Raw genomic sequence first — 21,243 nt, forward strand, 5'->3', positions numbered from 1 at the left:
CAGCATCAAGCACACCCGGCTGTTTCCGTCAGTAAGCTGGAACGCGGTGTGTTCGGCAATCGTCGTCGGAGGCGTAGTTGTTGCGGATCATCGAGAGGCCGCTTCCCTTGCCGAAGCGCTTCTTGAGCTGCTCCAGCGCATCCGCCTCCGGCCGATCGAGAAGCGGCAGGTATTCCCGGCCGAGCGGCCTTGGGCGAAGGCTCCTTCTTCGTCTCCTTCTTCCAGAAATCGAAGAGACTGTCGGTATGACATTCGGCATTCCCGTCGATCAGGCCGGCACCGTGTATGGCCTTCATAAAAGGCCCGCAGCAGGAGGATGGCGATTGCCTCATCGACGCGCAATGTAGGCGCCTGATGGGCCTCTCTCTCTTGTCGCGCGGGACTTCCGAGGATTCCGCAAGAGGTGGCATCAGACAGACCATCTTGGTGCTTCCCGACGTCTCGAACTGCAAACGCCAGCCGAATACCTCAAACAGCTTTTCCGCGAACGGCCGCACGTGCTCGTCGTTGAGCATTTCGTAGACATCCTTCGAGCCGAAATCGTTTCCGAACACGAACTGGCGTTGCATGAGGGTGCGGACCGTGATCGAACTGATTGATCCCTCAAGGGCCTCCGGAAGCAAAAGGAAACGAGAGTTGCCGAGGCTTATCATCTGGGCGCCGATTTCAGATGAATCCTTCGATGATCGGGCACCTTTTGAGGAGGACGATGCGGCAGTTCAGGCCGCACGTCCCCTTGCTGCGCGAAGGGCCTGTCCCATCTCCGCAGCCGTGAGACCGATGTAATTCGCGGTGGTCTGCAATTCGCGATGTCCCAGCAAGAGCTGAGCGGCGTAAATGTCCTTTTCGAGCCACTTGCGTCTTGCTGCCGTCCTGCGGAAGTCGTGGACGATCAGATTTTTGATCTTCGCCTTCTTCCATGCCTCGGACATTCGTTTGTAGAAGAACCCGCGCAAAACCGGGATGTGCTCGCCTGCCTTCCGCATGTTTCCTTCGAACCAGCAGTCGACCCGACACGGGAGGGTGAATACGAACTCGGGATGGATGCCCTCGCGCCGCCTCAGGATCTCCAAGGCTTTGTCGGACAGGTCGACTTCATGCCAATACTCATCGCTGCCTTGTGCCTTCAGGTTGACCGTGATCTTCCGCTGGCTGCGGCTTACCTCGCTCCATCGCAGTTCGCACAGGTTCGACTCGCGCAGCCCGGTCTCGAGATCGAACTTCCACATGTCGAGCAAGTCCGGTTCGCTGGCTGCCTCGAGCCGATCCTCTTCCTCCGGTCGGAGATAGCGCTTGCGCGGATGAACGACTTCCAAAACGCGCTGGTCCTCGTCGTCCCTCTCGGACGGTTTCGGAAGGTCCGGGAATTTGGTCTTCAGGACCTGTTCGGCATGACGCAGGATCGTGAAGAGGAGCCTCAGATAGCGATTGATGGTGGCGGCGCTATACTTGCCTTCCTCTTTCGTCTTCGGCCCGCCTCGCAAGGCCGGCACGTCGTGCAGGCCGTTACGCAAGCTGCGCCGATAGCCGAGCATCTTCTCCAGGTCGATCGTCGAGCACATGGTGTCGGGGCCGGCCATGAGGACCACGCGACGGATCCAGCGCTTAAGCTCGTCTGCGCTGCGTGACCCCGACGCCTGAAGGTCCCAGTACAGGAAAGCGGCCTCGTCCACCGTGCAGTCGCGTCTGCCGCTGGAGGGCGCGCGCCGGCGAGCTTCGGCCATCGCGCGTCTCTCGATCTGCTCGGCTTTCGCCCGGCTTTCGGTCCCGGAAGAGAAGGCATAGCGAACGCCATCGATCCGGAAGTCGATTTGGAGATACTTCGTGCTTGTCCTGCTGTAGACCGACATCGTCAGATCCTCTTGCGGGCGCGGGACGCCAGCTTGTCGTCGCCCGCGGTTGCGGCCAGAAACCCGATCATGCCGGTGCCGGCCCGTATGACTGGTCGACCCCTGATCGCCTGGTCGCCGACCCCGACCATGCGGCGGCCGTCGTAGAAGCCGACCAGGTCGGAAAGGGCGAACTCACGCCTTACCCGGACGCTGCCGGTGCCGGTCGCGCGGAAGGCGATGGCGCCATCGGCGACGTGGCGGCGGAGGGTCTTCTCGGTCATGTTCAGGAGTTTCGCGGCTTCCGCGATGCGGACAGTGGCGCGACCCGCGAGGCGGGCCTGCAATCCGGCGCGGATGTCGCCGTCCCCGATAGATTCATCGCTCATGGTCGCTTCCTTCCGGTTGCTGGCGCCGATCGCCGGCCTCAGGGACACTGCCACAGAACACTATGAATGTCACTAAAAGAGACATTATATAGTTAATGGAGCCTTTCTTTCGAGGGCAGTTCATGCCCTTTCTGGCCCCGGACCGAACCACGCGAAGCCACCTTTCATCCTGCGGATGCCCAATCTGCCGGAGTTGACGCTGTCCGATAGCCGCTCACTTAACCACTCGGGATGCATGTCTTCGATCTCCCTGCCGAGCAGTTTCTTGAGCTCCGCGAAGGCGATTGCGCGCGGCGCCGCCGCGCGGAGAATCTCGACGATACGGTCGAACAGTTTGGCGCCGGATATGCGCGACAATGCTCTAGGACTGTCCGATCGCTGATACCGCCGCAGAGGCATCGGCGGGTTCTCTCCTTCGAACCAGTAGAGCCCACGCTTCCCGATTGGCACGATGCGCCCGCCGACGAGCTGCGGCCCGAGGGCGAGGCCGGGCTTGAGCAACGTCGGTCCGTCCCGTTCGGCGACCGCACGGTTGATGTCGGTCGCGTTCATCGGGCGCCCGGCACGGCGCAGCACCGTGGCCACGTGGCGGGCGAGAAACTCGTTCCTCGCGCCTTTCCAATCCCGCGCGGCGACCCGCCGGGTCTTCGGTTCCGGCGTGACGAGCTCTCCCTTGGCTTCGGCCGCGAGCTTGGCTGCGAGATTTCGCTCAGTGCTTCGCGCGACCCCTTCCGGCAGGGTGTGCGACCCGTGTCCGGCCAGCGTCCGGGCCTCCCACACGTCCCTAATGAAGGACTTCGGGCGGTCGGGCTCCGCGTCCGACCGACCGGCCCGCATCACGGCGTCGAGCTCGTCGGCATCGGCATTGCGCTGTGGCGGATCCTCAGAGCGGGACGAACGGCCGGCGGCGGCTGCGGCTCGCAGGGCCGCGATCTGAGCTTGGAGGTCCTCGACGATTTGGCCCCGCGAGTTTGCCGGCGAGGCCGTCGGCGCTCCGTCGTCGCGGCGATCGATCCACAGATCGCGCAGGTCCGATATCTCCTCCGCGGTGCCTTCGATGAGTCCGCGGATGTCGGCGAGCGACACCAGCCGGCGGGCTCCGCTTCCCGCGAGTTGGTTCGCCACGAAAGCCACGTTCGCGGCCGTCGGCGGTAATTTGCGCATGGTGAAATCTTCCCCCAGCCCTCGATGCGGAACGATGCACCCCTATAGCGCGCGAAACGTTTTTGACGTCCTAAGCGACGAGGTGTATTTTCCGTAATTGTCCGCTCTGGTTGTGTCTACGGGATGAGTATCCCGTAGACATCCCGTAGTTGAGATTTTCGTGAGGCAATTGAGTACGAAAATCAATAGCTTGCTGACATTTGGGCGAGTGCTAGTCCAGTACGAGTTCGTCTTTGTTCAGACGAACCTTGCTCTGTGAAAATAGGCTTTCGGCGCAATGAGTTGGACATACCCCGGCGCCCGTCCGCAAAGGACTAGATCGGGAACAAACGCCACTAGACGGTACGTTACGGTAATTTGAGTCCCGTAGTCCGGCAGATCCGCGGACCGCTCTGGCGCCGCGCGTTCCCTCCGCTCCGCGCTCGGTCGCGCGGCGCGGACCTTGTTTTTTCTCAAGGATTCGTCCGCATGGCCCCGCGCTTGGCGGATCTCCCGCGCGCGCAGGCGCGGCACCTGTTCGCGTCTCGAGTTTTCAAGGACTCGATATTCAGCACCCGGCGGCCGGCGCGTACCCCGGAGCACGGACTCGGGCTTCGGCCCGGCTGGCCGAGCTAGGTGAGGACTCATGATCCCCGGTAGGCTTCCCGAACCTCGACGATCCCTCGGCGGGTCCGGGTTGCCAATGCCGCCGGGCAAGACCGTCGAAGCCGTCGCTAACGGAGCCGCGCGGTTCTCGGGGCGCGTTGGTCCGCCGGCCGGTGCTTCGGGTGATGCGGCGTGGGATGGAACGGCGGAATGCGGCGGCCGGGTGCAGAAGGGCGCGGCCACCGGACATCGCCGGTCGCGATACCTCGCCGTGGGCATCGTCCTCGTCGGCGCAGCGTGTCGTGGCGGGGCGCCGCCGGGGGCGACCTGGCGCACGCGCCGAGGACGGATGCGCCGGAAGGTCGGCGGCGCCGGCGACCTCTCCCGGGATCCGGGACGCGGAGGGGCAGGGAGGCTGGGCGGTTCGGCCGGAAGGGCTTGGCCAGGCGTACCGTTACTAGTCGGGGTGGGACCGTTAAGGGGGCGCCCGACGCCGCCAGCCGGCCTTGCCTCGGGCGCAGGTGGGCGGGAAGGGGGATCGGCACGGGAGGTAGCAGCCGGTCTGTGCGCCGGGCGGCCGGTCAGCGACCGCGCTCCATAACGACGCCTTCGCCGGTGTTGCGGTCCGCGTAGATGAACCGGACGCCGTATTTGCTTTCGAGCAGGTCGCGGATGGCGACGATGACCGCGATGCGGCGCGGGTTGGTGGGAGCGACGGTCTCCGCCTCTAGGCGGACGATGGTCCTTCGGTCGACCGAGACCAATTCACCGAGCGTGGCCTGGTCCAGGTCGACCAGGCCGCGGGCGGCTCTGATCATCCGGGGCGTCGGTAGCCTGTCCTCCTCCATGTAGCCCCCGCGAATCTCTTCTGTCCTCGATCATAAGCCACTGTCACAAAAGGGACAGTCGGTAGAATCTTCGCGATTGTCGCTAATTGCGACAGACGACGACGGCGGTCCGCCACCCTCCAAAGCCGCCGAACACGAAGATTCAGGTAAATGTGGTAGGCCGTGACGGTCGCCTTTTCTCGTCACAAACGCCCATTCCAATCGCTTGCCGGAAGGAGGAAACAACGTGGACCGGTCACTGGGAAGCGAGATGACACCTTTTCGGTTCGGACATGCTCCGCGGCGAAATCGCGGCGCGTCTCTATTGATCCCCGAGTCGGTCTCGTGTTCCCTGGACGACCTGGTCGAGGCCGACGTCGTGCCCTGCCAGCTGCGGGACACCGCGGCCGCGCTGTCGTTCGACGGGACGGCGGTGTTGATGGCCATCGGCGGACGGCGCCGTCACCGGCCGTCCGCCGATGCACGCGTCAGCGACGTTTCGACGCGATCGACAACCCTGTAGAGCAGGGCCGGTCTGGCGATCGCGGCCTCGAAGTTTTCGGCGGCCTGAACCACGGCGCTACCGCGTTCTTCTGAGGTATTGCGGGCTGTGGCGATCACGTTAGTCCACTGGCATTCGTCAACGTGCATGAGGCGGGGCTGGCGATCGAATCACCCGCTCAGTTCCTGATTGGATCGTCAACAATTCCCGTGTCGGTGGGCCCATTAAGTCCGCTGCCCCGCTCAAACTGTGGAAGAGTCCAAGGTCCGGGAAAGGCGGCCGCGGCGGCGGCTTGACGACGTTTCTACCAGCGACCAATCATGATCAGATGACGTCATCCAGCTTCGAAGAACGATTTCCACTAAGGGACTCGAACGCGATTCAAGCACTTGCGGCCAATCTGAAACGCCTGCGTCGGGAGCGTGGCTTGACCCAGCAACAACTGTCCGCGCAAACGGGCATCGATCAAGCCGCCATCAGCCTCATCGAGAACGGTCGTTCTAACCCGACTGTGCTCATGCTCGAGTCGCTTGCGGGCACCTTCGGAGTACGTCTGGTCGATCTGTTGGAAAGTCATCCGGAGCGCGCCCGTAGGTAGCCGCGCTTGGCTATGTGCCCGCACTTCAATTCGCACTGCCGGATCCGGTCGGGAGACTAAAGGCAAATTCCGGGTGCGCGAAGCCCTCGACCTCATCATCATATCGGAGCTAGACCGACACGATGCCAACCCCGGCGGCGCGGCGCAGTCGTCAATGCGGTTCGGGCGCCGAAGCTCTCTTCGGCGAGGAGCGCTCGCAGCGCGGGTGGTCGCGCCGGGAGCAATTTCGTGGCTCACGAATCTGGACAGCGCGAGAGGAATACGGGCGAGTAACGATAGCTGCAAAATCGTGTTCGCTATTTCGTTTTTATCCTGCCGGACGCATCGCTGGTTGTTACAATCGGAGCTCGATCGCAGGGGGATGTCGCTTGTTCCGTTTCGTACGATTCATTTTGTTCGTTTTGATCGTCGGTCTTCCCCAGACGGCCTTCGGACAACAACGTGAGATCCTCGATCTCTTCGACGGGATCATCAGGTCCGGGGTGGCTGCAGCTACTCGGAGCGCCTGGGAAGGCTTGCCGGGATCGGAAGTCGCATGTCTCGACGGCGTCCTGCGCCAAGGCGGCTCTTCCGTGAACGCGATGATACGGCAAGGCGTGTCGCCGTCGGATCCACGAATATCGCAGTTTCGCAGCCAGTGCCGCGGGCAGACCAACGCCTCGGGACCCAGCTTCAACTGCGACAAGGCAAGATATGCCGACGAAATCATTATCTGCGGAGATGCCGAGCTCGCAAGGCTCGATCGTCTCATTGCTCGAGCCTACCAAGATCTGCTTGCACAATCCGGGGAAGGAATCGCGCGCGCCGTTGCGTCGCCGCTGTTGGCTGACCGTCGCGCTTGCGGAGCCGACGCGAGCTGCATCAGGAACGCCCAGCTTTCCGCGATCAGGCAATTTCAGCAGCGGGGCGCCTCCATCGGAGACGTGGATACCCTCCTCGCAGCTCCTGTCGCGCGATCGGCGATGGCGGAATCCATATACGTGGTCGATGGTCTGCACCTCGGCGGCCGCGTTTCGGTCGGCAGCCCGTCATACTTGGAGTATCGCTGCAATCCGAGCGACCAATTCGCAGGTCTGACCTGGTGCCAAAGGCGGCGCCAGGAGTCCTCTCCCCGGGGAGCATACGTATCGAGCACGACTATCCTCCATTCGGAAGACGGGACCGCTCTCTACGTGAATCGCTTCCTCGAGCCGGCCTTCTTCGCCGGCACTGAGGCGATGGACGACGTACGCCGGCTCTCAATGAAATACGGAGAGCCCCGCTTCATCGCAACGCCGGCGAGCGCAGTCGGGCCACGTACGCTGATGGCCACGTGGGGCGACGTTTCCCTCCAGCCGCTCGATCGAGCTCGTTTGGCGGATTTGGCAGCCGGCCGCGACGTCAGGGCCGGCATCCTGGTCGACCACATCGGCAACTACCAGCGCTCCGCCTCCATCGGCCTGCCGGTCTATCGAGTGACAGGGGGGGCCGGATACGTCTGGGCAGCGAGTTGGGATCCGGCTGGCCGTGGCACCCTCCGGTTTCTGACGATCGACCCGTCCAGGCTTGCTCCCGGCGCCCTCGGGGGCGCGCAGGAGGTCGCAGCCAATCCGGCTCCTCCGCAGCTCTTGCCGACCACGGCCGAATCCTCGAATGCAGGCCCGGCGCCCGTCGCAAGTCCGTCAGCCGCAAGTCCGCCGGCCGCGCAGCCGGCCTCCCAGCCGTCGCTTCCGCCGACCGTAGCCGTGTCACCGCCAGCAGCTCCGGAGCACCTCGCGCCGCCTGAGAGCTCGAAATCCGAGACCTCCGCGAAACCTGCCGAGCCAGCTCCTGCCCCGCCGACTGCCCGCGCTCAGGTCTCCCCCATCCCGCAACCCATCGTAGCCGACGCTGTCCGCCCGGCGGCGGTCACCCCTCCGGCGGTCGCGCCACCGGCGGATCCCGCCTCGAAAGCTCCCCCGACGCCCTCTGCGAGCGAACCCGTCGAACCTCGCGTGGTGGGCCCGCCGATCGCGATCCAGGCCGCGGCGAAGACGTCAGAAACGAACTACCTCCAGTGGGCGCTTGTCGCGGCCGTCCTCGGTCTCATGGCGGCGGTCGGTTTTCTTCTTTTCGACCGGCGCAAGAAGATTAAGCCGACCTCCAGCCTCGCACCCGCACCGGTGCCGGTCCCGAAGGACGTCGAGACGGTAGAGCCGCCGTCCATTGCGCCTTCCGAGGACAAAGCTCTGCAAGGCGACCCTGAGCGCGCCCCGCCGACGATGAGCGAGCCGACATTGCTTCCGATGGCGCTGCCCGTGGCGGCAGCGATGGAAGAGACTTGGGACGCGTCCGCGAACGCGCTTGCCCCCGCCCTGCAAGGGAGCGAGATCAGGCGCTCGTTGAACCTCACGGAGCACCGGCATTTTGGAATAGGACTTCTCGCGGCGCTCGTCGCGATCTCCGCATTCATGAGCCTGGCCATCGGACCGGTCGGAATAGTACCGCTGGCGCTCGCTGCGTACCTTCTGCCGACCATCATCGCCTTCAAAGTTCGGCACCACTACGCCTGGGCGCTGGCGATCCTGAACGTCGTCTTTGGATTCACGGTGCTCGGGTGGCTCGGCTTCTTCGTGTGGGCGCTCATCGGTCCGCGGAAGTCGGCATTGGACTCCATGCCGCAGCATTCGGCGTTGGGCCTGGCGAAAAGTTCCGTCGGCGATCCCGCTCTGACGATGTCGGACTACGACCTGCGCTCCGGATGGAAGGTGCCGGTGCTGCAGGCGGAGATATTCTCGTTCGAGGGCGATGGAGCCCCGGTGGAATCGGCGGAATCCATCAAGGTCTTCTTCAAAAATCCGGTCATCGGCATCTGGCGGAACGGTGCCGCCTCGTCCGGCTCCGATTCGGTGCGCTACAACGCTGCCACCCAGATCAGATGCGTCACGAAAATCGCCGCTGAAACGAAGCTGCGCGTCGGGCGTACCCTGGGACGGACGGCCCTGACCGGCATCGGCGCGGCGATTCTCACCGGACGCCAGAACGCTCTCGGCGCGGCGTTTCTGGACTACCGCTTCGGCGGCGACGAGACGGACGAGATGGTCGCGGCCCTCATAGTATTCTCTGATTATTCCTCAATCGTGCTTCAGAGCGAAAGTAACGAGTTCGAGAAGCTATGCGCGCTGCTGCCCCCTCACTTGCTCTCCGATGAAGTGCAGGCTCAAACAGCCGAACAGATCGACCGGATCAAGCGCATGGCGGCAGATGGTCCACGTGTCGTCGAAGAGATGAGAACCGAGATCGCTGAGACCGAAAGGAGCGTCGCTGCCTTCGCCGAACAGGCGGAATCGGGAGAAACATTCGCCGAACGCGACGAAGGACGAATCGGTCTGTCGCAAGCCGAAGAGCGGTTGATCGACGAGCGGGCCGTTCTGAACGCGGTCGATCGTCTGATCAGGCTCACGACGAACCGCGCGCCTTCAGGTCGATTGAGCGCTTGAGCGGGCACAGCATGGATGATCCGGCAGGTGTCACGCTCAGCAGATCGCAGTGGCTAAGGCGCAACTACGTATCCGCGTTTCGTCGTGCGGCCCGTCGCGCCACAACATACAATGCGTCGATCGACCGCCTTAAGGTGCTCACGTACCGTCACGAGCGTGCAGCACCTTCTTAGAAGGACAAACGCCGGAAGAGCAGCCGATGCTTCTGTGCTGTATCGAGCATGCTCTTTGCTGCATCGATCGAGAACTCGGCAGGAAAACTGGTCGGACACAACCGTCGGACGCGCACGCGCCGGCTCGCGGCGCGCGGTTCGGCGCCCCGGCTAACCCGGGAGCGGTGCTGCGGCAACTCCACGATTGCAGCAAGGCTGTTAAGCCTCAGGATACCAACCGCCTTTACCTGTCCTTCGCCTCTCCATCCTACTTTATGAAGAGGGTGGGGCAATCTCGATGGACTTGTTCGCGCGAGTAAGTGCAGCTTTTGCGGTGGGCGATACCGCCGATCCGCTCGGTCGCTCGTTGGTCATCGAGCAATTCCGAATTCTTCGCAAGCAGGTTCCGGTTCTCTACGCCGTGCTACTGGTCGACAGCATCAGTGTGGCGCTGGTCCTCCCGCTCACAGTATCCGCATGGCTCAGATTCGGTCTGCCGGGCGCTCTCCTCGCCCTCTGCCTCCTTCGGTTGACTCAGTGGATCCGCTTGAAAGCGGTCGATGTCACGCCGGAGCAGGCGCAACGTGAGCTCAGGAGAACGCGCGGCGTCGCGGTGGTACTCAACGCAGGGTTTGTGTTCTGGATTTTGGCGCTGTTCGCAGCCGTGGATCCCGGTTTGCGCGCACCGATCGCATTGCTCGTCTTCATGGGGTGCATCGGCACGGCCTACTGCCTCGGAAGCTTCCCGCCGGCATCCTTGCTGACGATGCTGATTGCGGGGACCCCGATCGGGACTGTACTGCTCTTCTCTGGCGACGGAATCATGATCTCGCTCGGGATCAATCTGCTGTTGCTGCTCGTGCTGCTCGGCCGGATGATCAACACCAACTTTCGTTCGTTCGTCCAACTGATTCAGGCCCATAGCAGCTTGACCCAAGAAGGGGAGCGCGCCAGGGCCGCGGAGCAGACCGCGACCGCCGTCGCCGAGCGGTTCGATCTGGCCCTCAACAACATGTCCCAGGGCCTCTGCTTCTTCGACGAGGATCAGCGCCTGATTGTCTGCAATCGGACCTACCTGGAGATCTACGATCTCGATCCGGACGTCGTCCGGCCCGGCATGAAGCTGAACGACATCGTCGATCTTCGGTATTCAGCCGGCAGCGCGCCGAAGATGTCGAAGCAGGACTATCTGGCTTGGCGCAATAGCGCGGCCGTGATCGCCAAAAGTTCGGATACAACCGTCGAATTGACGAATGGACGTGTCGTGCGCATCCGGCACCGTCCCATGGAGGGCAGAGGCTGGGTTGCCACGCACGAGGACATCACCGAGCGTCATCGGACCGAGATGACCCTTGCCAAGACCAAGACGGCAGCTGAACAGGCCGAAGCCGCCGCCCGCGCTGCTCACACCCATCTCACCGAGGCGCTCGAGGTCGTTCCTGAAGGCCTGGCCCTATTCGACAAGGATGATCGGCTGGTCCTTTGGAACAGGCAGTACGCGGACTTCTATGCCGCCAGCCGGGACACCCTGGCGGCGGGAACACCGTTCGAAAGCATCCTGCGGGCCGGATTGGCGCGGCTGCAATATCCGGAGGCGATTGGGCAGGAGGATGAATGGCTCGCGGAACGCTTGGCACGCCATGCTCTGCCAAGATATTCGCACGAACAGCATCTGCCCGACGATCGCTGGATCCGAGTGGAGGAGCGGCGCACCGCCGATGGAGGCAGCATCGGGGTCCGGATCGATATCACCGACCTGAAGCGTCGGGAGGCCTCGTTCCGTCTCCTATTTGAAGAGAATCCGCTGCCGATGTGGGTGGTCGATTCATCAACGCGGCAATTGCTCGCCGCGAACGCAGCGATGTGCCGACATTACGGCTACCGCCGCGAGGACCTTCTTCTGATGTGCGAGCCGCAGCTCGAGTGCGAAGGATCGGATCGCACCGCCGAGTTCGAGCTGCACAGAACCGCTTGCGGGGATGCCATCCAGGTCGTGATCGAGTCGCGTCCGCTTCATTACGAAGGGCGCGCAGCGCAAGTTTGCGTGGCGTTCGACATCACCGAACGCAATCGCGCCCAGGAGAGGATCAGCTATCTGGCCTCCCACGATGTTCTAACCGAGCTGCCCAACCGCACCGCCTTGGATCAGCACCTCTCGGCGGCCGTTGAGCGGGCCGAGATCACCGGCTCCGGGTTTGCCGTGCTCTGCATCGACCTTGACCACTTCAAGGAGATCAACGACCTGTTCGGGCATGCGGTCGGGGATGCCGTGCTGCGCGAAACCTCCCGCCGTCTTCAAGAAGCAGCGGAGGGCTGCTACGTGGCACGGGTGGGCGGCGACGAGTTCATCGGCGTCACGGACCAGGTGCCTCTGTCGGCAAGCGCGGAACTCCTGGCGACCAAGATGCGGGCAGCATTCGAGGATCCGATCAAGGTCGACGGTCATGCTCTCAAGCTGGACCTCTGCGTCGGCGCGGCGCTGTTTCCCAGAGATGCGGACAAGATCACCTCTCTGCTCGCGAACGCCGATGCGGCGCTCTACCGGGCCAAGCACGAGGGCAGAGGCGCGATCCGCCTGTTCACGAGTGCCATGGACCAGCAGCTCCGCGAGCGCCGCGCGCTCGAACACGATCTGCGGTTCGCAGTCGAGCGCGAGGAACTCTATCTCGATTATCAGCCGCAGCAGCACCGCGATGGCCGCATCATTGGCTACGAGGCGCTGGTCCGTTGGCGCCATCCCGACCGCGGAATCGTCCCTCCCGGAGAGTTCATCCCGGTCGCAGAGCGGAGTGGCTCGATTGCTCAGATCGATGACTGGGTGCTGGTGGAGGCGTGCCGGGAGGCCGCCTCGTGGGACCGGCCCTTCAGGATCGCCGTCAATGTCTCGGCCGCGCAATTCCGCAGGGAGAACCTCGATGCACAGGTCCGTATGGCACTGCGTGAAACTGGCCTTGAGCCTTCGCGACTGGAGCTCGAAATCACGGAAGGCGTCCTGATCGAGGACGTCTCGCGCGCCAAGAAGGCGATGCAATCGCTCAAAAGCCTCGGCATCCTGATTGCGCTCGATGACTTCGGGACGGGATACTCTTCTTTGTCCTATGTCGAGGCTTTCCCTCTCGACAGGATTAAGATCGACCGGTCTTTCGTTGCCTCGCTAGGACAAAGCGAGCGATCATTGGCCATCGTTCGCGCGATCATCGGGCTCGCGCACGGTCTTGGCGTCCCGGTCCTTGCGGAAGGGATCGAAACAATGGTGCAGATGTCGCTCCTCATCGAGGAGGGCTGCGATGAGATGCAAGGCTACCTAATCGGGCGCCCGCAACGTGATGCGGCAGTCGGAAGTCGATCCAAGCCGAGGGTGCCATCTCTCATTCATTCGGCCTCATAGCTGACGTTGCCCGCTTGCGCGCAAACGCTCGCTGAGCAGGCGAAGCGCTGGTCCAAGTCACTAACTGAGCCGCCGAGAGCCTAGGAGAGTGGGAATCTCTCCCCCATGCCGAGAATGCGCGAAAACCCGCGGAAAACGAGCATTCCAAAAAGGTCCGGCCGAGTTTTGTGACCACCGCTGTGTACCACCTGTTCGACCGATTCGGCCATCAATCTCGGCCGATTTCGAGGCGTCCCGCGAGAGTTGCTTCTGACCTGGGCAGCCGAACCGGAGCGCGCTTGGGTCGAGGCTACCCTCGCTAACCAGCGCGACATCCGCGCGATCCGGAAGCGCCGCGGGTACCCGTCACTTCCGGTCCACCCCGAACAGCGGAGATAATCGAACCGGCCCAGCCTTGTCCGAAACGAACCATTCCCCAACTCATGCTGCGCTCTAAATCGTCTTTCCTTCCGAAGCCTTGTGTCAGTGCGGCTGCTGCGCAAGTTGTTGCCTCCTTTCATGGGCAGCTTTAATGATCGCCAATTCTAGTCTATCGTTCGTACGAGATAGATCGCCCTAACTCAGCGAGACAAGCCGTCCCAAGACGGATCGGGATGATGGAGTCATTGCCCAGCCGCACCGCACTGGCGACGTCGCTCATGAGAGCGCTGCATTCGCGGTTCGAACCGTCTCCCCTTTTTGACGATCCCTGGGGCGATCGACTCGTTCCCGAAGCTGAACGCGAAAGGATGACTGAGCGGGTATTGGCCCGCATGGATAAGGACGCGCGTGCCCGTGCTCTGCAGGGACCCGCTTCAGTGTTGGACGACTTCCTCCTGACCAATACCGCGCTCCCAGGAGTGGTAATCCGCTCTCGCTATGCGGAAGACGCGCTGCGCGAGGCGACAATCAGGGGCATAAGCCAGTATGTTCTTATCGGTGCCGGCTTGGATAGCTTCGTGCTTCGCCGCCCCGCTTTTTCGGATGCCCTGACGATCTTCGAGATAGATCATCCGGCGACCCAAACGATGAAAATCCAGCGTATTAAAGAATGCGGCATATCGCTTCCGCCGTCGGTGCATTTCATCGCTGCCGACCTCGCAAACGAGGATTTGGTGTCTGCTTTGGCTTGCTCTTGCTTCCGGAAAGATAAGAAAGCATTCTTCTCGTGGCTCGGCGTTTCGGTGTACCTGACACGCCAAGCCAATCTGGCAACCTTGCGTGCAGTGGCAACTTGCGGTGCTCGGGGAAGCGAACTTGTATTCACCTATATGGATCAAGCCGAGTTGGCCCAGAACACATCGCAATCACCACACAACGAGAATGCCAACCTGGTAGCGCAGACCGGCGAGCCTTGGATTTCGGGATTCTATCCGGATGACATCGTCAACGATCTCGCCTGTGTTGGACTTGAGCTGGTTGAAGATCTAGACGGAAAGGCAATGTGGGAACGCTATCGGCGAGCAAGCACCACACTCGGACAGCCCCCCGCCAGCTTGCACATAGCCCTGGCGCGAGTGGGGAAAAGGTATTGGTGAATGCCGTCGAGCGCGGCACTGTGTCGGTTTTGGGGACAGGCGCTTGTTGAGCTAAGGCTGCTCGGCGTCTGACTCACCAGCGACAGCGGACGTCACCGCGGCTCCAGTGCTTTTCGGCTCAGGCCAGAGAACACTCTGCTGGTAAGCAAGCAACGAAGATTCTGGCCACTCTCACTGTTCGCGGACGCCAGCCTTTCTAAGTCCATCAAGGATGCTGTCGTACTCACGGCGAAACTGCGCATTGCTCGAACGTGCGTAGCCTATTTGACGGAACCATTGGACCGTGAAATCCGGCAGGATTGCATCCAATTCGGCCGTCATTTGCGGGATCATTTCGAGTTGGCCAGTGGCTCCATAAGCTGAAACCAGATCCACATACGGCATCCAGTATAATTTGTTCAGATTGATAGAGCGCCTGCATTCCTCAATGGCTTCGTTAAATTGCTGCACATGGACGTGAGCATGGCACAGGAAGAAATGCCAGGTGCTACGCGCCGGATCTTTGGGGCTTAGGCGTAAAGCAATCTGAACGGGGTCGAAGGATTCGCGCGCGCGTCCCGCTGTGACAAGTGCAATTCCCTTTGTTGCGTATGCAAGCGGCGAATTTGGGTCGGCTTCTAAAGCGGCGTCGAATTCAGGTAACGCTCCCTCGGGATCGCCATAGAGTAAAACGTTTCCTTTGGTTATGTGCGCATTCGCGCTCGTCGGCCGCTTTGAAAGAACTTGATCAATTAAGCTGGTGGCGATCTTTTTGTCTTCCGTCACGGACGTTGACCACCCGCTGAGTATGCCGCTGGCTATGCACCACGCTTTACCGAGCATTGCATCAATGTGGTCCGGATCGAGATGCAGCGCGGCCTCAAACAAGTCCTTTGCCTCGGTGATCGTTACCTTGCTCTGAGGTCCATAGACTTTTGCCCACCCGCGCATGGTGAAATCCACGGCATCCGGATTCGCGGGCTGGTCCATCAGACTGCGCCGACTTTCGGCCTGAATGAGTTCAACGTTGAGAGAGCGGGCAAGCCGCGCCGTGACTTGGTCCTGCAATCTGGCGAGATTCATCCGGTCGCCATCAAAACGATCCGACCAGACGTCACGACCTGTGGAAAGGTCTGCAAGCGACACGTTCATCCGAACCCGATCTCCAGCCCGTTGCACGGCGCCCTGCACCGCCCATCGGATACCAAGGTCCTTGCCGAGCGTCTTGAGATCGACCTGCTTATTCCTATAGGTGAAAGCCGTCCCGCGTCCGATCACGAATGTATCGGGCATTTGCGCGAGGTCGGTCGTCAGATCGGTCGTAATCCCGTCGGCGAAATAGTCCTGCTCTGCATCGTTGTTGAGGTTTGCGAATGGCAGAACAACGAGAGACAAACGGGGAGCAATGTCGGGCCGGGCCGTAGCCTCTTTCTGCGTTTTCTGGCTCTCCGGAAACACGTCTGTGCGCAGCGTCTTCCAAACAGTCCAGTAGCCGACGAGGCCGCCCGCGATTGCACCCACCGCCGCAATCGAGGCGAGCGCGCCGCCCATCAACTGCAATCGTGCCCGCAAGCGTATCCTTAAACTGCGATCAGATGGCGGCTTCCCCGATCGCTGCTCATCGGATCCTGCTTTGTCCGGCTGCCCATTATCGGATGGCGGCTTGCCAGATGGATCGTTGGACATCCCCCAATTTGTCACGGCTGCCTCCCGCACGGGGCCATACGCCCGAATAATTACCATAGCAGAATTGCACGACTTCAGGTTGGGTCAGGGCCTATGACCTCATTCGCGTTCTTTTAAGTTGCCGGCTGCCCGAAAGGTTGATGGATTGGGCCAGCCGATGTTCAGAAATCCACTTCGCGTCGGCTGGCGGCTTCGGACAAAAGCGGCTGGCGAGGCAAGTGCAGCTCGGCGTCCGGTTTACCAGCGACCACCGACATTGGGGCGGTTGAACCGCTGTTCGGTTAGGGGCTCAACAGCCGACATCAACCTTCCGTTGCGGGGACAACGAGTTCAGGCTCACGCTGGATTTTGTTTTCCGGTCCCCTTGAGGCTTCGGGTCAACTCTCGGACATCCCTTAATTCGTCGAGACCATCGACGAGCGACATGACCCGCTCTGCGCCTGCCTTGCCAACGACAGGAACTGCGAAGTTCATGAATTTGTGTTCAAGCGACGCTCGAGAGAGTGGGCGTTTCGAGTCGCCCTCAGGAACTTCCACGGTTTCATGCAAGGACGCGCCATCGGCGAATACAATCTCGATGCTTGTGCCGCGTCCTTTGGGAAGTTTGGCGATCAGTGCTTCCCCAGGCTTAACCGTGGTCTTTTCCACCAACGCCGTCACGTCCCGGCCCCGCCAGCGGTCCTTTTCGAATTGAGTCACCGTCACATCGCCATCGAGCAGTGCCATGGCAAGGCAGACTGGAAGGCTGTGATCGGCGGTGCCCTTTGTCTGCGGCTTGAACTTCGCAGGGTCGGCGACGCGCTCGATGATACCGGGATAGGTCTCAACATTGATCGCTAGGATATCTTGTATGCGATCCCTGACCTTCGTGGAAAGCGATGCGCCGGCCTCCGCTACGGCCTGTAGCTCGATTTGAATGGGAAAGCGTTTGAAGGCCACCTGCGGCAGCCGGTATCGCGCGAGCTCGAGGTCGACGGCAACCCCCTCCTTGACCGGCTTCATCTTCGACGCCAGCCATTCCAGCGTGCCGGAAGGCCCGGTGAAGCCTTGGGCAGCGAGGCGCGTTGCGAAAACGCCGTCTGCGGCTGTCGCGGCAAGTCCCATGGCTTTCATCATGCTGATCGCGCCGCTATTGACGACGAAGCTCGTGAAGCCGCGGGCGGCGGAAATTCCAACCGCGTTGGCGATGGCCCCTTTGGGAAGCCCCCAGATCTTGCCCGCAATCAGGGGGATGCCATAGGAGGCCGCGCAAAGGGGGTGGAAGCCGCGCTCAATGAAGGAGATGGCGTCATTAACGCGTATGCTGGCCTCATAGCCCACGACTATCGCTTCGATGAGCTCGCGGCCAGATCGTCCATTCTCCTCGCACAGAGCAATCGCCGTCGGCAGCACCTCGCTCGGATGAAGTGGTTCGGTGCCAATATAGGTATCGTTCAGATCGAGGGATCGAACGAGGACGCCATTGACGAATATCGCGCCTTCTACGGTAGCAGACCGCGGATAGCCGATCACTGTGGCTGTCTGGCCGTGTCCGAAAGTCTGGCGAATTGTAGTTTCAGCAATATTCGAAGGCTCGGATCCCACGGATCCGAATGCGCATCCGAGGGTGTCCAGAAGGACGCGCTTGGCCGAAGCGATAACATCGGCGGGCAGAGCTTCATACTTAATCGAAAGTGCGAATTCGGCAAATTTCTGCTCAAGCGTCGCTTTCTGCCGGTCCCCCTGGTCAGCGGCAATCGCTGATCCAATGAGGCGAGAACCGTCGGAGCCGTTTCCCAGAAGGAAACTCGCGCATGCGGCCGTTGCGGATCGCGCCAGAAATTCACGACGTTTCATGAAAGCCTCCGCTATGAAATTGCTCTGCACGGCTCCGATGGCGCGATACTAAGGGCGTGGAAAACTCAGAAATCGACAATGGTCGTGCCGTCAAAAGAATGGAGCACGCGAAGCCAAAAGTACAACCGATAAGCAAAGTATGAGCGACCGATGCGGCTATGGAAAGCTCAATATGTCCGCTGTGGGTCTTGGTTGTGTGGAAACGGATAGCTCAAAGGCGGCCGTGGTCGACAATCGTTGCAGGCCGCCGATGTTTTCGCGTCGGATCGACTGCGTAGCCGGCCAAGGTGGTTATTGCGAGCGCGGCGTCGCTTTTGGACGCACTTCCCGCCTTCAGGTGGGTGGGATAGCTGAAATCAGGCTCGATTTGCCGACGATGTTCATCACCCGGGTGAGGTTATAGGCCAGGACGTGCAAGGCCATCTTGGCGGCTACATTCCGTAGGCGCTTCATCAGGAAGTGTGTCGCACCCATATGGGCTTTGATCGTGCCGAAGGGATGCTCGACCGTCTCGCGCCGCGTCCGCATGGCGTCGGGATTGCAATGGAGCCGTCTCTGGAGCTCCTCGACCACATGCTCGTGCTCCCAGCGCGTTATGCGGCGCTCCTTTGACGGCGTGCATTGGCTCTTGATCGTGCAGCCTTGGCACGCTGCTGTTGACCAGTAACGGCGCAGCGTCATTCCGTGCTCGATGTTGGTGTAGCGATAGGGCAGCAGCTCGCCGGATGGGGAGCGATAGACGTCCTCATCAGGCAGGTAAGCGAATTCCTGTTTGCCGAACCGGCCCTCCGCCTTGGCGTTCGACGTCATGGGCTTGGACAAGGTGACTGCAACGCCAGCCTGTTTGCAGGCTAATATCTCTTCTCCGTCGAAGTAGAAGGCGCCGGGATGGCCTTCAGGGCGAAACGCAGTCCTGCACCCGTATATGGCATCAAATCCTCGCTGGTGAGGCCCGGAGCACCGGCTGGGATATGCGGGCTTGCTTCTGGCGGGCAGCAGGCCCCTGCAGGGAGGACGGCTAGGTTCGGTCGGGAAGCGCTAGGGCACCATCGAGAACCACTGCCTCCGGGTCAGGCCTCGCCGGTCCGGAGAAGATCGAACTCGGCGGCGTGATGCGCGGCGCCGGCAGCGGCCGTTCGGTCGCTCCCGGTCGCGAGGCCGGATCGCCCTTGGCGTCGTATCGCTTGGCGAGATCCAGCAGACGGCGGCGAGTAAACGGGTCGGCCCTATCGGCGATAATTCGGACCCGCTGAGCGAGACCGTGGTAGAATTCCTGCTCCATGAGGCACCCCACAACATCACTGCCCCGAGTTGAGTGGTCCACAGTCGTTGAGTCAAGAAGCGTCGACACGCGCTTGCAACTTTCCGCGACCGTCTTGAGATCGCTATGGCGCCGGACGTAGACTGGCGGTCGCAGGGGAAATCAGATGCCAGTGTCCTATCCAGTCCTGAAGGCGTGCCCGGCGTGCGGCAGGCCGATGAAGGCTATGCGCCACGAAATCGTCAACGGAAAGCTGCGGTACGTCTGCACCGCTTGTGGCGACGACCCACTGCAGGACCCGGCCGCCCGCAGGTGGGCCGACGGCCCGCTGCGCCCGCCGGCGAAATAAGAGATTTGCCCGCGACCCCGGCGGTCTTGCGCCGATCGTGCCCCAGCCGGGATTTGCTCCCATGCGAATACTGACAGCCTCTGTTTTCGTCGCCTGCCTGTTCACCTCGCCGGCCTCCGCAGCGACGTGCTCAGAAGCCATCGCGCATTGCAAACAAGACGGATCCAATCATTCGGACGCGGATTCGAAGTGTGCCGCTGCGGGGCAGGCCTGCATGAAGGCCGGAATTTTCATCGGCCCCTACACACGGAAAGCCTGGCGCGGCCTCGTCAGGCAATAGAACAGGACGCGGAGCGTCCGCACGGAAGAGACGCGTTTTCGCCATGTCGAGAAGCCGTTTCGTTAATCCCGCGAAGTCATTCTGAAACGAACGCCTGCTGTTGTGGTCGGCGTCGGGTCCCGCCTTCCTCAATGGAGAGTGACATGAATGCTGCGATTACATGGTTGCTGCCCCGCGCGTCCGCGAAATCGATCGCCGAAATCGACACCGCGCTCTCGATGGCGATGTTCAGTGGTTTGGGCCTGCTGCTGTCCCTCTCCGTTCTGATCGTCGACAAATACACGCCGGGTGAATGGTTCTGAGCTGAGCGCTTCGACTTAGCGTCTGGCCGCGTCTGGCTTGACTGCCGGCGAGGCGCTTAGTGCGGCGTCCGGCAATTGGCGTAGGCGAGACGGGCCCCTCGGGTGCGGTTTCCTCGACTCTAACGCCGTGGAAAGTGATGCTTCCGTGTGATCGTGGAGCCGTTCGATGACAGTGGTTTGCCGGCCCGCGCGCGCGGAGGACCTGGAGCTTGCCGATGCGCTTGTCGTCGCCAGCATCAACGATCTCACGCTCCGTCATGGCTTTGGGGCCATGGCCGCAGCGAGTCCCCCGAATTTTCAGTCGTTCTCTCTGGCGGACGATCCCGACGGTCTCTGGGTCGCGGAAGACGAGGGTCGGATCCTCGGCTTCGCGTGGAGTTGGGTCTGCGGAGACATCTGGTTTCTGGCACAACTCTTCGTAACGCCTGACCGCCAGGGTGGGAGCGTCGGCAACGAGCTGATCGAACGGACCCTGGATCACGCGAAGAAATCCGGCGCTTCCACCAGGGTTCTGATCACCTTTGCCTTCAACGCCGTCTCGCAGGGGCTCTACATCCGACATGGACTGTTTCCGCGGTTTCCGATCTATACCCTCAGCGTGCCCCGAGAGCATTTGATCGGCGGCCTGAACGGCCCGCAATTCAAATGCGCTCCTCTCGACGAAACCGCTTCCACCATGGCTCGCCTCGCGCAGGCGGACGAGCGGGTGCTTGGTGTATCCCGTGAAAAGCACCATCATTATCTCATCAACGACAGCCGGACGCGGGGCTTCAGCCTGTATGACGCAGATGATTGGGCCGGCTATGTTTACGTCGACGACCGCGGCCATATCGGTCCGCTCGCGATCCTGCGGTCCAGCGCCGTAACCACAGCCTTCAGGACGGCGCTAGGCTTGGCTGTCGAGAGTGGAGCACCCCAAGTATCGGCATTTTTGCCGGGCGCGAGCGAAGCCGCCCTGACGACGGCGTTCGAGCACCGCATGCGGATCAAGTTTCCGATGCTGCTGATGTCGTCCCGCGATTTCGGCAGTTGGGCCCAGTACCTGCCTCGGAATCCGGGATTCATGTGAATCGACCGCCAGCGCACCACGCACGTACAGCGCCGTCCGCGAGCAGACCGCGGGTGCGGAGCGGACGGAAAG

At 61.7% G+C, this 21,243-nt stretch carries 14 protein-coding genes and 2 pseudogenes; 7 read left to right on the forward strand and 9 right to left on the reverse strand.

The annotated features are described in order from the left end of the window. Positions 1 to 5 precede the first annotated feature (5 nt). From BcanWU425_RS03660 to BcanWU425_RS03680, 5 genes are all read right to left on the reverse strand, one after another. The gene (locus BcanWU425_RS03660) at positions 6 to 569 is read right to left on the reverse strand and encodes a hypothetical protein (protein WP_231189818.1); all 564 of its coding nucleotides are present in this window, start codon (positions 567 to 569) and stop codon (positions 6 to 8) included. Positions 570 to 719: 150 nt separating this feature from the next. Then, the gene (locus tag BcanWU425_RS03665) at positions 720 to 1,850 is read right to left on the reverse strand and encodes a tyrosine-type recombinase/integrase (RefSeq protein WP_231189820.1); all 1,131 of its coding nucleotides are present in this window, start codon (positions 1,848 to 1,850) and stop codon (positions 720 to 722) included. Positions 1,851 to 1,852: 2 nt separating this feature from the next. Then, entirely contained in the window at positions 1,853 to 2,218 is a 366-nt protein-coding gene (locus BcanWU425_RS03670; protein WP_231189823.1) for a helix-turn-helix domain-containing protein, read from the reverse strand. A 120-nt stretch (positions 2,219 to 2,338) separates the two neighbouring features. Then, positions 2,339 to 3,382, reverse strand: a complete 1,044-nt coding sequence (locus BcanWU425_RS03675; protein ID WP_231189826.1) for a hypothetical protein — start codon at positions 3,380 to 3,382, stop codon at positions 2,339 to 2,341. Positions 3,383 to 4,548: 1,166 nt separating this feature from the next. Then, positions 4,549 to 4,785, reverse strand: a complete 237-nt coding sequence (locus tag BcanWU425_RS03680) for a hypothetical protein (protein ID WP_231189829.1) — start codon at positions 4,783 to 4,785, stop codon at positions 4,549 to 4,551. A gap of 280 nt (positions 4,786 to 5,065) precedes the next feature. Here BcanWU425_RS03680 and BcanWU425_RS03685 point away from each other — a divergent pair, with 280 nt between their 5' ends. The 5 genes from BcanWU425_RS03685 to BcanWU425_RS03705 all read left to right on the forward strand — a co-directional run bounded on the left by BcanWU425_RS03685 (position 5,066) and on the right by BcanWU425_RS03705 (position 14,409). After that, positions 5,066 to 5,317 (forward strand): hypothetical protein, encoded by a 252-nt coding sequence (locus BcanWU425_RS03685; protein ID WP_231189831.1) that lies wholly within the window; start codon positions 5,066 to 5,068, stop codon positions 5,315 to 5,317. 271 nt (positions 5,318 to 5,588) lie between these two features. Then, entirely contained in the window at positions 5,589 to 5,894 is a 306-nt protein-coding gene (locus BcanWU425_RS03690; protein WP_231189833.1) for a helix-turn-helix domain-containing protein, read from the forward strand. 401 nt (positions 5,895 to 6,295) lie between these two features. Beyond that, positions 6,296 to 9,352, forward strand: a complete 3,057-nt coding sequence (locus BcanWU425_RS03695) for a superinfection immunity protein (protein WP_231189836.1) — start codon at positions 6,296 to 6,298, stop codon at positions 9,350 to 9,352. 450 nt (positions 9,353 to 9,802) lie between these two features. Beyond that, the gene (locus BcanWU425_RS03700; RefSeq protein ID WP_231189839.1) at positions 9,803 to 12,892 is read left to right on the forward strand and encodes an EAL domain-containing protein; all 3,090 of its coding nucleotides are present in this window, start codon (positions 9,803 to 9,805) and stop codon (positions 12,890 to 12,892) included. Between the two features lie 593 nt (positions 12,893 to 13,485). Next, a complete protein-coding gene (locus tag BcanWU425_RS03705; RefSeq protein ID WP_204512719.1) occupies positions 13,486 to 14,409 on the forward strand; it encodes a class I SAM-dependent methyltransferase in 924 nt (307 codons plus the stop codon). Positions 14,410 to 14,580: 171 nt separating this feature from the next. On the opposite strand, the gene BcanWU425_RS03710 is transcribed toward BcanWU425_RS03705, so the two are convergent. The 4 genes and pseudogenes from BcanWU425_RS03710 to BcanWU425_RS03725 all read right to left on the reverse strand — a co-directional run. Continuing rightward, entirely contained in the window at positions 14,581 to 16,074 is a 1,494-nt protein-coding gene (locus BcanWU425_RS03710; RefSeq protein ID WP_210350924.1) for a tetratricopeptide repeat protein, read from the reverse strand. Positions 16,075 to 16,410: 336 nt separating this feature from the next. Beyond that, entirely contained in the window at positions 16,411 to 17,910 is a 1,500-nt protein-coding gene (locus BcanWU425_RS03715; RefSeq protein WP_204512717.1) for an MmgE/PrpD family protein, read from the reverse strand. 333 nt (positions 17,911 to 18,243) lie between these two features. After that, a pseudogene (locus tag BcanWU425_RS03720) lies at positions 18,244 to 18,870 on the reverse strand (transposase); the annotation flags it as partial. A gap of 121 nt (positions 18,871 to 18,991) precedes the next feature. Next, positions 18,992 to 19,192: pseudogene (locus BcanWU425_RS03725) on the reverse strand (hypothetical protein); the annotation flags it as partial. Between the two features lie 751 nt (positions 19,193 to 19,943). Between BcanWU425_RS03725 and BcanWU425_RS03730 the strand changes: the two are divergent. After that, positions 19,944 to 20,102: a hypothetical protein gene (locus BcanWU425_RS03730; RefSeq protein ID WP_204512714.1), complete on the forward strand. Its 159-nt coding sequence runs from the start codon at positions 19,944 to 19,946 to the stop codon at positions 20,100 to 20,102. Between the two features lie 166 nt (positions 20,103 to 20,268). After that, positions 20,269 to 21,171, forward strand: a complete 903-nt coding sequence (locus BcanWU425_RS03735) for a GNAT family N-acetyltransferase (RefSeq protein ID WP_231189843.1) — start codon at positions 20,269 to 20,271, stop codon at positions 21,169 to 21,171. The last annotated feature ends 72 nt before the right edge of the window (positions 21,172 to 21,243 follow it).

Origin of the sequence: Bradyrhizobium sp. WU425, assembly GCF_021052305.1 — a bacterium.
Taxonomy (GTDB): Bacteria; Pseudomonadota; Alphaproteobacteria; order Rhizobiales; family Xanthobacteraceae; genus Bradyrhizobium; species Bradyrhizobium canariense_D.